General features: G+C 40.4%; 12 protein-coding genes and 1 rRNA gene. 1 reads left to right on the top strand and 12 read right to left on the bottom strand.

From position 1 onward, the window contains the following. Window positions 1–141: 141 nt before the first annotated feature. The 7 genes from ACI3E5_RS15345 to ACI3E5_RS15315 form a co-directional block, all read right to left on the bottom strand. Window positions 142–1,107: a siderophore ABC transporter substrate-binding protein gene (locus ACI3E5_RS15345; protein ID WP_498822073.1), complete on the bottom strand. Its 966-nt coding sequence runs from the start codon at window positions 1,105–1,107 to the stop codon at window positions 142–144. Window positions 1,108–1,131: 24 nt separating this feature from the next. After that, window positions 1,132–1,890, bottom strand: coding sequence for an iron ABC transporter ATP-binding protein (locus ACI3E5_RS15340; RefSeq protein ID WP_325845133.1), 759 nt, complete (start codon window positions 1,888–1,890; stop codon window positions 1,132–1,134). Next, on the bottom strand, window positions 1,887–2,831 hold the full coding sequence (locus ACI3E5_RS15335; RefSeq protein ID WP_325845132.1) for an iron chelate uptake ABC transporter family permease subunit: 945 nt from the start codon (window positions 2,829–2,831) through the stop codon (window positions 1,887–1,889). Before ACI3E5_RS15335 ends, ACI3E5_RS15340 begins: the two co-directional genes overlap by 4 nt. Continuing rightward, complete coding sequence (locus tag ACI3E5_RS15330; protein ID WP_325845131.1) at window positions 2,828–3,778, bottom strand: ABC transporter permease; 951 nt, start codon at window positions 3,776–3,778, stop codon at window positions 2,828–2,830. Before ACI3E5_RS15330 ends, ACI3E5_RS15335 begins: the two co-directional genes overlap by 4 nt. A 198-nt stretch (window positions 3,779–3,976) precedes the next feature. Further along, window positions 3,977–4,288, bottom strand: a complete 312-nt coding sequence (locus ACI3E5_RS15325; RefSeq protein WP_498822072.1) for a hypothetical protein — start codon at window positions 4,286–4,288, stop codon at window positions 3,977–3,979. A gap of 130 nt (window positions 4,289–4,418) precedes the next feature. Beyond that, entirely contained in the window at window positions 4,419–5,783 is a 1,365-nt protein-coding gene (locus tag ACI3E5_RS15320) for an FAD-dependent oxidoreductase (protein ID WP_498822071.1), read from the bottom strand. Then, window positions 5,780–7,249, bottom strand: a complete 1,470-nt coding sequence (locus tag ACI3E5_RS15315; RefSeq protein WP_498822070.1) for an AcpB/EbpR/MafR family transcriptional regulator — start codon at window positions 7,247–7,249, stop codon at window positions 5,780–5,782. Before ACI3E5_RS15315 ends, ACI3E5_RS15320 begins: the two co-directional genes overlap by 4 nt. A 162-nt stretch (window positions 7,250–7,411) precedes the next feature. On the opposite strand from ACI3E5_RS15315, the gene ACI3E5_RS15310 reads away from it, so the two are divergent. Next, window positions 7,412–8,515: an SLC13 family permease gene (locus ACI3E5_RS15310; RefSeq protein ID WP_325845128.1), complete on the top strand. Its 1,104-nt coding sequence runs from the start codon at window positions 7,412–7,414 to the stop codon at window positions 8,513–8,515. Between the two features lie 132 nt (window positions 8,516–8,647). Here the strand turns inward: ACI3E5_RS15310 and ACI3E5_RS15305 are convergent, their stop codons facing one another. From ACI3E5_RS15305 to rrf, 5 genes are all read right to left on the bottom strand, one after another. Continuing rightward, a complete protein-coding gene (locus tag ACI3E5_RS15305; protein WP_498822069.1) occupies window positions 8,648–9,361 on the bottom strand; it encodes a class I SAM-dependent methyltransferase in 714 nt (237 codons plus the stop codon). After that, a complete protein-coding gene (locus tag ACI3E5_RS15300; RefSeq protein WP_325845126.1) occupies window positions 9,362–10,369 on the bottom strand; it encodes a zinc-binding alcohol dehydrogenase family protein in 1,008 nt (335 codons plus the stop codon). A 75-nt stretch (window positions 10,370–10,444) separates the two neighbouring features. Beyond that, window positions 10,445–11,506 carry a hypothetical protein gene (locus tag ACI3E5_RS15295; protein ID WP_213337097.1) on the bottom strand — a complete coding sequence of 354 codons (1,062 nt, stop codon included), beginning with the start codon at window positions 11,504–11,506 and terminating at the stop codon, window positions 10,445–10,447. Then, window positions 11,478–12,389, bottom strand: a complete 912-nt coding sequence (locus tag ACI3E5_RS15290; protein ID WP_005226241.1) for a hypothetical protein — start codon at window positions 12,387–12,389, stop codon at window positions 11,478–11,480. The genes ACI3E5_RS15295 and ACI3E5_RS15290 overlap by 29 nt, the downstream gene beginning before the upstream one ends. A gap of 139 nt (window positions 12,390–12,528) precedes the next feature. After that, window positions 12,529–12,604 (bottom strand): 5S ribosomal RNA (gene rrf / locus ACI3E5_RS15285); the annotation flags it as partial.

The following is a 12,604-nucleotide window of genomic DNA, read 5'->3' as shown; positions in this document are numbered from 1 at the left end:
TTACTACGACAGGTAAAGTAAAGCAGGGAAAGTTATCAAAAATCAGTCGTAGGTCTTAGAAAATAGGAAAATAAAAAGGGACACGCATTCTCAGTAAACTGATACGCGTGTCCTAATTACTTGATTGCTTTTCTCACCTATTTATTCAACGGCTGGTTTGACATCGTCCATCATTAGTTGGATCGACTCCAAGCCTGAACCTGCTAAATACCAAACCGCAGCATCCAATTCGATGACTTGATCGTTTTGCCCAGCATTTGTTTCTTGGACGATTTCATTTGCAACAAATTCACTTTCATTGCCGCCGATCGCTTTTGTCCGGTCGATCACGAAAATGATATCAGGATTTTTTTCAAGCAAGTACTCATAAGAAATACTTTGTCCATGTGTCGACGCCTCTAATTCCTCATCTACTGCAGGGAAACCAAACGTATCATACAAGATACTGTAACGAGAACCTGGACCAAAAGCAGAAAGATTGCCTTCATTTACCATAACAACCAAGGCTTTCTCGTCAGCATTTTGCGCTTGCTCCTTCAAGGTATCGATCTGACCTTGTAACGATGCTAGTTGTTCTTGCGCTTCCTCTTCCTTACCAAAAATTTGACCAATAGTCGTAATGTTGGCTTCGATCGATGCCCAAGTATCACTATTGTCAACGCTTAAGAAAACGGTTGGCGCGATTGCAGACAATTCCTCTTGGAAATCACGTTGTCGCCCAGAAATAATGATTAGGTCTGGCTGCAGTTGATTGATTTTTTCTAAATCAGGCTCTTTGATTCCCCCTGCTGATTCAACATCTGCATACGCTGATAAATAATCTGGTAAATTGCTGGTCGCAGCAGCAACGATTCGATCCCCAAGGCCAAGCGCATCCATCGTATCTAAGGCGCTATTGTCAAAAACCACCACTTTTTCTGGTGCATAAGGAACAGTAACGGTTCCATTGCTATCAGTGATTTCAACCTCTGTCGGTGTCTGTTCACTCTGAGCAGTTTGGCTTTGTTGTGTCCCTGTCGATTCGATTGTACCAGTATTATTTGATCCGCATGCGGTCAACCCCGCTAATACGAAAATACTCATAAAGCTTACTACAATTTTTTTCATTTTTTTCCTCCTTAGAAATACATTTTATTGGAAGGTATAGCAAAATTGCCGACCATCCACTTGTACCAGTTTGATTGGAATCTCATATAACGATGCCAACACTTGCTCCTGGATCACAGCCTCAGTGTCGGCCGCTTTAAAAATCTGACCGTCTTTCATGGCAACGATGTGATCGGCGTAGCGAGCGGCAAAATTAATGTCGTGCAAAACGATCACAACGGTTTTCTGATAGTCTTCCACCAAGGTGGTCAATAGCTTCATCAGCTGGTTGGCGTGCTTCAAATCTAGATTGTTTAACGGTTCGTCCAACAGCAGATAATCTGTATCTTGAGCCAAGATCATCGCCAAGTAAACTCGTTGTAGCTGACCACCAGAAAGCTCATGAATCGATTGATCGGCGTATTCGGAAAGGGAAAGCTTAGCCAAAGAATCATCAATGATCCTATCATCCGCTGCCGATTGTCGCCCGCGGTTATACGGATAGCGACCAAATGCCACCAGTTCTCTTACAGTCAGATTGACTGCATAGCGATTGCTTTGTTGCAAAAAAGCCATTTTTTTGGCTAGCTCTTTGGATTTCCATTGGCGAATCTCAGTTCCATCTAAATAAATATCACCAGTTCTCTGGTCCAGCATCCGACTAACCAAGGAGAGTAAGGTGCTTTTTCCCGCACCATTAGGCCCGATGAAGGCAATCATTTTCTGCTCAGGTAATGCTAAAGAACATTCGGTCAACACCTGTGTTTTCGCATAATTTTTGGATACGTTTTTTGTTTCGATCATGATTTTTTCCTTTCCAGCAGCAATTTGCTTATAAAGAAGACGCCACCCAATAATTGAATCACTGTACCAATGGTCGTTTGCCATTGAAACACTTGTTCCACTAAGAACTGCCCTCCTACTAACAGCAGAAAACCAATCAGGCTGCCACCCGCAAACAACCACCCATGGCGATAGGTGGGAAAAAGCTGATAGGTGATCGTTGCCACTACAAAGCCGAGAAAAACAGCTGGACCTACGAGTGCCGTAGCGGTACCTGTCAGAAGCGCAATCAAAAATAAAATACCTCTATGAAGCCATTGAACAGGAACGCCTAGACTTTTGGCTTGCCCGCTTCCTAAATGTAATAGATTCAATTCTGGAATCAACAGAATCAGGCAGCTACTACCGATCAAAATGATCACAGCAGCAATTAAGAGATGTTCCGTATTGATATTGCCAAAGCTAGCAAATAAGCGTCCTTGCAATAAATCATATTCATTCGGGTCCATCAAGACTTGCAAAAACGTGCTCAGACTACTGAACATCGTGCCGCAGACCATTCCAGCCATCAACAACAAAAACAATCCGTTGACGGCTTTTTGATAGAAAAAACCGATCAGTAAACTTCCTAGAATGGCAGTCAGACTGACAGAGAATAAAAACATCGCTGCTGTTTCTTGGCTTAGCATCTGGATCCCCCCGATAAAAAAGAAACACAGGGTCTGAACCAGGACATATAGTTGATCCAAGCCTAAGATTCCTGGTGTTAAATAGCGATTGCTCGTAATAGTCTGTAAGGTGATCGTACTAAAGGAAATTGCGATCGCCACCAGAGCAAAGGCGAAGATCCGACGGCCCCGTAATGCAAAAGCAAATGACCAATTACCATAGGTGTTATAGGTCAGATAGGCAGTAGCGGCACAAAGGATCAGAAAGAACAAAAGAAAGAGTTTTTTCTTCATTGAAACTTCCTCCCCAGCAGCAAAATCAAGAAGCAGCAGCCACCTAGTACACCGGCAACCACACTTACGGGCATCTCATACGGAGCAATCACGATGCGTGCCAATACATCACATAAAAGTAAAAATGCACTTCCAGCAAAGCTGATCAACAGTAGATTATTCTTCAAATGATCCCCAAACACCATGCCGATCATATTTGGGATAACGATCCCTAGAAAAGGGATTTGTCCAACGGTCAATAAAACGACACTACTGGCAAACGCCACCAGAGCAAACACAGCAAAGCGTAAAAACAGATAATTGATCCCTAGACTCTTGGCGGCACTTTCTCCTAAACCAGCAATCGTGATCTCATAAGCTAGGAAATACAACAGACCGAATACTGGAATCGTCAAATACAAAAGTTCATACTGGCCAGCCATAATAGTAGCGAAGTTTCCTTGAAGCCAAGAAGAGACATTTTGAACCAATTGGAAGCGATAGGCCAAGAAGCTGCTAATGGCACCGATGATATTACCGAACATCACCCCGGTCAAAGGGAGCATCATTGGATCTTTCTTTGGTAGAAATTGGCTTAAAAATAAAAAGAACAAAACACCTACATAAGCAAACACAAATGCTGCGGTTGTCCGAATCAAGTTAGAAGCATTTGGCAGAAAAAGCATGACTAGCAAAATTCCTAAACGAGCACTATCAGATAGTCCGATCGACTCAGATGCCACAAATTTATTTTGCATCATATGCTGCATGATTTTCCCACATAAACTAATGATTCCACCTGCAATGATCAAACTGATCGTCCGTGGGAGCCTAACTTTTACCAAAACAAGCCAATGATTCGGATCACCCTGCTGTAAACCACTTAATGATAATTCATGGGTACCTACCAGTAAAGAACAGCCCACAAGAAGAATCAAGATCAGCAGTAATCCGATTTTTTTCAACATGCCCCGCCCCTTCCTTATTGAGAATGATTCTCACTCTCTTTAATAGGGTAACGTATTTCACTTAAAATCACAAGAAGTTTTTTAAAAAAATCCCTTTACCAACGCAATTTCAGTGAAAACGAATCTGCCAAGGCAAGGGATTATGTGATATTTTTCTCTTATAAAAGACTGCGAGCACGTCTTTTTTCTCAATGGAGTCTATTTAATCGCTTTAATCAAATAAATACTTGAGAAGGTTAGATTCAACTTCTGAGTTTCATTCAATAACAAATCATTCACACGTTCATTCGTTTCAATCTGTTGACCCCCCTGTGTAGTTAACACACGCTCATCCCAAGCTGGGTGTAGCTTTCCAGATAAAGGGTACTGATGAGCTAACGTTACCATCCAAGGAACATTCGTCTGCCAATAACAATCCTTTACCGAAAATCGTTCAGTCATAAAACGAGCGTCGTCATTTTTTTTACGAGTTTCTTCATCAAAAAAGATAGCGATACCAGTTGGCATCAAAGCTCAGCACAACCCCACCTGGTTTTAATACGCGATACCTTTCATGGGCGCAATCGCTATTTTCTCCCGAATAACGTCAATTCACAAAAATAAACCTGCGATCATCGCAGGTTTATCAAGACTTACTATTTTACTTTAACAAGCCATCAAGGGCCAATTGATTCAAAAAGTGCAGTGGAAATGAGATGGTTGGATTGAAAAAGTAATCCATTGTTGCTAATTGGTGCAAGGTCGTCTTGCTATTGATCAAGGTTGAGATCGTATTGATGATCTCCAAACTTCCACGATCACTCGTAATGATTTGTCCCCCCATGATCACTTTCGTTTGCTGATCAAAAATCAGTTTTAACGTTACTTCAAAATCCTCATCTGTCGCGAAAAATGTCCGAGAATGAAATGTTTGCGTCACTGAATCTACTTCAAAGCCGTAATACGGTGCCTCGGTCTCATTAATACCTGAACTGCTGACGAAATAGCCAAACAATTTACTGACGACGGTCCGTTGCATTTTTGGAAAAGGAATTTTCGTTGTTCCCCGTTCATTTGCCAATAAATTGGTGGCAGCAACGATCCCTGTGCGGTAAGCATTTGTTACTAAAGGAATATACAAGGAGCTATCCGAATGATTAAATGGGATCGAAACAAGATCCCCAATTGCATAAATCGCTGGGTCAGACGTTTGCAAATACTCATTTGTCGATACCGTGCCATCCAGATTTAGTTTCAGAAAATCTTCTACTAGCGCAACATTTGGACGTGGATTGACAGCATAGACGACCACGTCAGCTTGAATCTTCGTTCCATTTGACAGCTCAATTCCTTGATAATCGCCTTTCTCATTTTTGATCGTATGAGCGACATTGCTGTTAAGATAGATCTGCAAATTTTTAGGAAAGCGTTCCATCAAAATTTTGGCAATTTCATGATCAAAATAACGGAACAACAGCGTATCCATACGATCGATCAAATGAACGGCTTTTTGTTGTCCGCTTAAAGATTCCGCTAATTCAAACCCGATCAGACCAGCGCCGACGATCGCAACGGTTTGGGCATTCTCGATTTTTTCTAATGCTTGCTTTGATTGACCAATGGTTTTGTAGGTCGTTATATGTGCTTCGACATCTGAGGCAAACTCCGAACGGAAAGTACTCGATCCCATCGCCAAAATCAAGCCATCATAACTCACTTCATCTTCTTGCTGATAAGATTCCGTTGATGTGACAAAATGAACCGTTTGTTCTTGCGGAAAGATTTTTGTGACTTCACTGTTTAGCATCACATTGATTCCTTCTGAAAGAAGTTCACTGGCAGTTGCCGTTTTGGAATTTTCCAAACGCTGAATGTAACCTTCCAGTACTAAATTCAAACTGCTGGCAACATAACCAAGAACGCTTGATTTTTCTATAATTATCACATCGACTTTTGGGTCAACTTTTTTTAAATGACGGGCAGCAGCAATTCCTGCATGAGAGCCTCCAATAATCACTATTCTCATATCTTTTCCAACTCGCTTTCAAGGTTCTCATTTCGTATTTCATCCACGATTTGATGAAGCCGCTCTTCTTCAAATGGGGTTGCACCACCTGTTAAAATCAATCGTTTTTTATAACGATAGCCTTCCGAGATCTCAGAATGATCAACGATCAATAGATCATAGTCCTTCTCCTTCGTCCCATCGAAGTGAATATTCGGATAGCCAGCCAATTCTTTGATCAAAAAGCGCCGTAAAAAGCCACTGCGTAATCGTGATTGAGTCAGTAAAATCCCTACCGTAAATGCTTTTTCCTGTTTTACTTGAATCCATTGACGGATCAAAAGCAATTCATTGGTCAAATGCTGCTTTTTCTCAAGAGAAAAGGACTGGTTTACGTTTTTCTCCAACTGTTCGATTGCTTGCTGTGCCACTTCGATCAAGCTCTCATTCGCAACACTTTGCGGCTGAAATTCAGCAAAGGCAATAATGCCGCCATGAATATACAACGCTTGGATCGTCACACTCGTCAAGAAGACGCGCAATTCCGTAGAAGTTTCTGTAGTCTTTCTTTCACTATCACCAATGGCCTGCAGCAGCTCCCCATTTAACGCATCAATCTCTTGGAAGAAAAGTGATTTTTGCAAGGAGTCATCCAGTGAAGGGCGAATCAAGCCTTCAGCTAATAAAAATAAATAGAAATATACCGTTTCATAATCGCTCCAGGATACGGCAAAACGACTGAGATAGCGCCCTAATATATTCCGCAAAAGCTGGAACATCGCTTCATTTTCCAATGACTTCAACAATGGATACGAGGCTTCATGCTGTTGCGAGCCGCGATAATCAAAACGGGCTTCCATAATGCCTAACCAAAGCCCGACTTTCCAACGCTCTGCTTGACTAAACGTTGTCTGCAACTGTTTTTCAATGACTCGAATCAAATTGTTGATGGCTGGTGCATTCAAGCGAGCGATCAATTCTTCATTGGGATAACTTTGTGAAAAAAACTGATAATAGAAAAAGCGAATCTGTTTTTCATCCCCAATCAATTTTTTATTTTTTAATTGGATGTCGAATTCTTTCAATAACTGATTGATCGCTTTGAATCGACGAAACAATGAAGCTTCACTCAACATCAGTTCTAACATCATTTTCGTCGTTGACTCATCTCGATGAAAAAACAAATACGACAATATCTGAAAATCGATTGCTTCTGAAAGATACGCATAAAAAAATTGCTTCAGGGAAAAATCAAGAGGCAATACCAATTGCACTTGATTATTTTCTGAATAGATCAAAGCTGCGTCTTCATGGAAAGCAGCTAAATTTTGATGAAGATTTTGAAGTTCTTTTTGCAAAGTGGGCGCGGAAATGGATAACGTTTTTGCAAGTTTTTTATAAGAGACTTCTGAGCCATTCTGAAAAAAAACAGCCAAAATTTGAAAATGTACCTGCTGATTTTTTTCAAGCAGCTGCATCACATTCATTCTTGAACCTCCTTCACCTTTCACATACTAATTTCCCAATTAATGAGTCGTTTGTCAACTATAAAAATTGCCTGAATGACTTTGAGTTCGATGGAAAAAGCGTTATTTATTGTTCCTAAAGCATAGGAATGGTAAAATTCTTGAGAAGAAAGGTGGTGAACTATGGGAAAACGAATGTTAGCATTTTTTCGAACGGATCGATTATTTTCGATTTCCCTGCTACTAGCACTTATTGCGTGTTTTTTCGGCACCTTCCGTTGGTCGTTTATTGACTTTAAAGTGATTTTATCACTGTTTGGATTAATGTTAGTAATCAATGGGTTAGAAGAAGCTGGTCTTTTACGAGCGTTTGGACAAAAATTAGTGGAAAAAAGTCGCAATCTGCGTGACTTGATCCGCGCAATCGTCTTGCTAAGCTTCTTCAGTTCGATGTTTTTAACAAATGACGTGGCTATCTTAACTTTATTGCCCATCTATTTACTCTTAACGAGGAAAGAACAACAGCACACCAGTGTCTTATTAGGCGCTGTCTATTTGATCGTAGCAGCCAATTTAGGAAGCAGCCTATTTCCATTTGGAAATCCGCAAAATCTATTTTTATTTTCTTACTATCATATTTCGCTGCCACAATTCATGTGGACTACCGGCACCTTTGTGGGCCTTTCATTACTATTACTCCTTGTTTCGATCCAGCTCATCCCAAAGACTCCATTGGAAATCGCCCTGCAAGAAGAACCCTTTGAAAAAAAGCCAGCGCTGCTTAATTCAGGATTATTTGTTCTTATGATTCTTGGTATTTTTAGTGTTCTCCCTATTTCAATCGCCGTGCTTGTCGTCGCAGCCGTGGTTTGGTTTAGTAATAAACGATTATTTGCAAAAGTTGATTATCGGTTACTACTTACCTTTCTCTGCTTCTTCTTGATCGTCGGGAATATTCAAGACCTATCTCTGGTCACCGATCACATTCGACCGTATTTTCAAGAAACGCATCGCGCTTTTTTAGGTAGTATTTTACTCTCCCAAGGAATATCTAACGTTCCAGCAGCAATTTTGATTGCTCCTTTCACCGATTTAGAAAAAGCCGTTCTTTTGGGCGTCAATGTTGGTGGTTTGGGTACATTGATTGCTTCTTTGGCGAATTTGATTGGGTACAAATTATTGAATCAAGCCAGACCAAAAGAAGCGAGAACGTTTCAAAAGCTGTTTTTTATCGTCAACATCATTTTTTTACTGTTATTAGGCAGCATCGTATACCTTCTATTGTAGCAAATTCACTGTAAAACGAGATTCCAGCATAAGATGTTTCCAGTCAGCAGCCAAAAGAAGCCTAGCTCCTGTACCTGTTTCTTGATCTTATGTCAGAATCTCGTTTTTTTGATACCCATTGTGTGATTTTACTTAAGCTAAAAGAAGCTCAAAAGTGATTTTCGTTTGGCTTTCGACAGTCAATGCCTCACCAAAGACATGTTGAACCATTTGTTGCCGTTGTTCCAATGAGTACTCCTCCTCAAAATAAAGATGAAATATTTCTTGATCGATCTCCTCCTTCAAAATATACTCGAATTGCCGACTCTGCCAATCGATCGCTTCTTCTGAAAACCACTTCTTGTACCAAGTGTTTAGGTTCAGGTCATTCTTCGCTGAAAGATTTTTTTCATATGGCTGAAACACGTTTTCTTCTTCTGTGATCATTCTTAGAATAATCAATTGATGGGCCTTTTTTTGAAACTGAAGCAATGTTTCCTTGTCTCTGACTGCTGGATTCATTGCCATAAAAATACAGGGCCAGTGCTGGTCTGCAGATAAAAAGTCTTTTTGGCTCTGCTGAACCAGATGGAGCTTGTTCATCGGATCTTCCGTCGTTTCTTCAATGATTTTTAACATTTCTTTTGAAAAATCAATTGCGTAATACTCATTTACATAAGGATAAAATGCTGAAATGTAGCGGCCAGTCCCCGCAGCAAAGTCAACGAAGGCCGATATCGGGAACACTTTCTGCTCCACCAAAAAAGCTGCTACCTCTTCGGCAATTTTCAATTGGGATTCTCTTTGAATCTGTGCATATTCTTGGGCAAATTCATCCCAAAACAGCATCGCTTCCTCTTCTTCCATCTAGCGGACGCCTCCAGTGATCACTGTCTTTCCTTTCGTTCCTTGCTCAACCGCTTTTGTAGCGAGCTTTAAGGTCTCGATGGTAATTCCTCCATCAAACGTTTGGACCGCAGTCGTATGGATCTTTTTGTCAGCGAGTAACGAGGCGATCCGTTGCAAAATGCTCCCTTGTGTTTCAATCATCAACTGAGCATCTGTTTTTGCGAACATATACTCCCAATAAAAATCGATGCCGAGGTTTTTAAATGGATTTAAATCTAGCGCTTCTTTCGTATTTACGATCATTCCGACTTTGCCAAACGGCAAGATTGCTTTCGTTAATTGTGGCAAATAGGCCGAGGCGTCATAAAAAATTGCAACGGCTGAAAAAGGCTCAGTGATTTGTTCAGCCAACGGCAAGCGATGATTAAGTACTTGATCCACTTGATTGTTTTTAAGCCACTGATCGTTCTTAGGACTCGCAGTGCCATAGACTGTCAATCCTGCCCATTTTGCTAGTTGCGCCGCAATTGAGCCAACACCACCGCTGGCATTGACCAATAAAATCGATCCTTCATTCGCGTTTTCTTCAGGCACGTACCCAAATTTTTCAAAAAGCAATTCCCACGCTGTAATACTCGTTAATGGCATAGCTGCAAGATCGCCATCAGAAAAGTCGGCTGGTGCCTTTGCTGCGATCCGAGAATCAACTGTTTGGAACCTTTGATTCGCACCAGGTCGTTGTGTGGTTCCAGCATAAAACACCCGATCACCAACGGCAAAGCCATTAACTGCTGAGCCGATTTCTTTAACGATCCCAACGGCGTCATACCCTTGGATCTGGAACGCTTCACTTAAAGCAGTCATTTGCCGTCTTTTTGTATCGATTGGATTGACCGAAACTGCCTGTACTTCCACCAATAAATCATTTGCTTGGCAATTGGGTATCGGAATTTCCTTTTCAATAAATACATTTGACTCATCTAAAGATCGTCCTTCATAAAAACCTAGTGCTTTGTTTTTCATCATACTGCTCCTTCCAAAAAAAAAAAGTGCTGAATAGTTATAAAAACCATTCTAGCACTTTTAATGAATTTAGAACATTTATTCTTCACCTTCCACGACAAGCGGAACCAAAAATGGATAGCTTGTGAAGAAATCTAATAAGGATCGCTTCCATTGATCTGAATCAATCGTTAGTAAAGTGGACTCTGTATACAAATGAATCGTCAATCGTTGATTTTTATCAAGTAAAACAAGAATTTCGCCTTTGTTTTCTGTGATAAAATCATATTGCTGATTCTCCATTGTAATAATGAAAATTTGATCGAGAACTTCTGCTGCAACAGCAAAGTCCGTCTCCATATCGACAGCCAATGTTTGGGTATTGTCGATCAAGCTTGGTGAAACCGTAAAGCCTAATTCTTTTAAATGCGCCAATACCAAGTTGACATCATAATTAAAGAGCGAAAGCTGATTGACCGAGAAAATATTCTCCGCATGCCATTGACTGATTAAATGCAATATCTGTTCATCATTGACAACCACCGACTGGGAGTTTGAATTGATAGTCAACAATGGCAAATAATTAGATTGATACGTAGAATTGACTGGATTAAGTTTGAAACTAAACTCGAGCTCCTTTGTTTCTGTTAAACGAAAACGGACATTGAAATGCTTTGTCTTCCATGTGTCATAGTTATCAGTAGCAGTTAAATGAATCGTTTTTAATGGTTTCAAGAATTCATAGGCATAGTATTCAAGCAATGTCTTTTTGGCGATCACCGAAATATCTTGATCTGTTAAAATCAACTGGCGGTAATGAGCAAGCAATCCAGAAAAATCAGCTTCCATAATTGATTTTCTCAATTTTAAATCAGCTAGTTCGTTTTCGGCTTGCTCAATAAGCGATTCGATTCGTTGGTGATCTTGCGCTTTTACAGCATAATAATCATCTTCGTAGTCAGTTTCTTCTTTTGCTGAATCAAAAGAATCATCCACTACATTTCCACTATCTTCTACTAAAGGACCGTCATTCACTAAGTCCGTCGCATTTGTTGATACGTTTTCCTCGACTTCATTAGCTCCTTCTGTTTGGATTTCTAGAGTCGGTTCCTGCTCCAGCAGCTGTGATTCCTCAGGATTCGTCTGCGTTTCTTTCGTCAACTTCAGTCAGCTCCTTTCCAGTATAGTGAGCTAAGAAAGCCATTATTTTTGCCGTAAATTCATCAAATGATCCAAAAAAGGTATCAATTTGACGGAATTCTTTTTCCACGATTGCTTTCTTTAAGCGCAATGTTTGGTATTGCTGTTGCAGACGCTCTTTTTCAGCAAAAACCTCTTCGTCATTATTTGAATATCTTTCCCATTCCCGACGTTTGGCTTCTAATGCTTTTCGCTCAGAAGTCAACTGCTCTAGTTCTTCATCGATTTTTGTCCGATTGAAAAAGCCCTTTGACTCACTCAATTCATTTACAGATGCCGTAAGCTTATCGATCTGATTTTGGATTTCCTTTACTTCTGATAGGGCAGTGATCCGTTTGGCTTCCAGCTTATCCATTTGTTGTTCGATGGCTGTCAGCATCTCACGATCGCCTCGTTGAAACTTCTCCCATTCTTCGTCTATCTCAGGGATAACAAAAATTTCTGGTATGCTCGCATCGATACCAATCGTCGCTCGCTCATGATAATAGGTCCCTAACTTATAGTAATGCACGGTAGGAGATATTTTGGCACAGTGCATCATGAAAGGAAATGTTTGGGTGAAGTTATCATGGAACTTTCTTGATAGTAATTCGTCAATCTCATGATTTTGATTTGATGTTTCTTTTAGCTGTTTATGCAATCGACCATTATATATACGATAAATTTCAGGAATATCCTCTTTTTCGATCGCTACTTCAAAATCTTGCAGGTCTTGCAGCATCTGACCGATATTTTTTGAGGCGACTTGTTTGATATCGCCAAAGGATACTTCTTCATTCGTTGAAACTGAAACAACGTCTTGATCTTGAACAAATTTTTGTTCTTTTTTGGCATCGTCAGTCATATGATCCCTCCTAAAAATACTTCACTACTAGTGTATCATTTTTTTCCATAAAAAGTTATTTTAAGTGATTGTTTTTAGAAAAATGATACATCATTGTAATAACAAAAAAACACATGTCAGTGAAGACATGTGTTTGACTGCGTGGCGACGTCCTACTCTCACAAAGGGAAACCCTTCACTACAATCGGCGCTAAGAAGCTTAACTTCTGTGTTCG

The organism is Candidatus Enterococcus avicola, assembly GCF_047470845.1.
GTDB lineage: Bacteria > Bacillota > Bacilli > Lactobacillales > Enterococcaceae > Enterococcus_D > Enterococcus_D casseliflavus.
Note: the sequence above shows the minus strand (reverse complement) of the source record. Positions and strands in the feature narration are given on the sequence as shown.

Excerpts from the sequence above, each read along its gene's own strand:
- ACI3E5_RS15340 (WP_325845133.1), bottom strand. The coding sequence starts at position 1,890 with ATGATCGAAACAAAAAACGTATCCAAAAATTATGCGAAAACACAGGTG.
- ACI3E5_RS15310 (WP_325845128.1), top strand. The coding sequence starts at position 7,412 with ATGGGAAAACGAATGTTAGCATTTTTTCGAACGGATCGATTATTTTCG.
- ACI3E5_RS15335 (WP_325845132.1), bottom strand. The coding sequence starts at position 2,831 with ATGAAGAAAAAACTCTTTCTTTTGTTCTTTCTGATCCTTTGTGCCGCT.
- ACI3E5_RS15330 (WP_325845131.1), bottom strand. The coding sequence starts at position 3,778 with ATGTTGAAAAAAATCGGATTACTGCTGATCTTGATTCTTCTTGTGGGC.
- ACI3E5_RS15345 (WP_498822073.1), bottom strand. The coding sequence starts at position 1,107 with ATGAAAAAAATTGTAGTAAGCTTTATGAGTATTTTCGTATTAGCGGGG.
- ACI3E5_RS15300 (WP_325845126.1), bottom strand. The coding sequence starts at position 10,369 with ATGATGAAAAACAAAGCACTAGGTTTTTATGAAGGACGATCTTTAGAT.
- ACI3E5_RS15305 (WP_498822069.1), bottom strand. The coding sequence starts at position 9,361 with ATGGAAGAAGAGGAAGCGATGCTGTTTTGGGATGAATTTGCCCAAGAA.
- ACI3E5_RS15290 (WP_005226241.1), bottom strand. The coding sequence starts at position 12,389 with ATGACTGACGATGCCAAAAAAGAACAAAAATTTGTTCAAGATCAAGAC.
- ACI3E5_RS15320 (WP_498822071.1), bottom strand. The coding sequence starts at position 5,783 with ATGAGAATAGTGATTATTGGAGGCTCTCATGCAGGAATTGCTGCTGCC.
- ACI3E5_RS15315 (WP_498822070.1), bottom strand. The coding sequence starts at position 7,249 with ATGAATGTGATGCAGCTGCTTGAAAAAAATCAGCAGGTACATTTTCAA.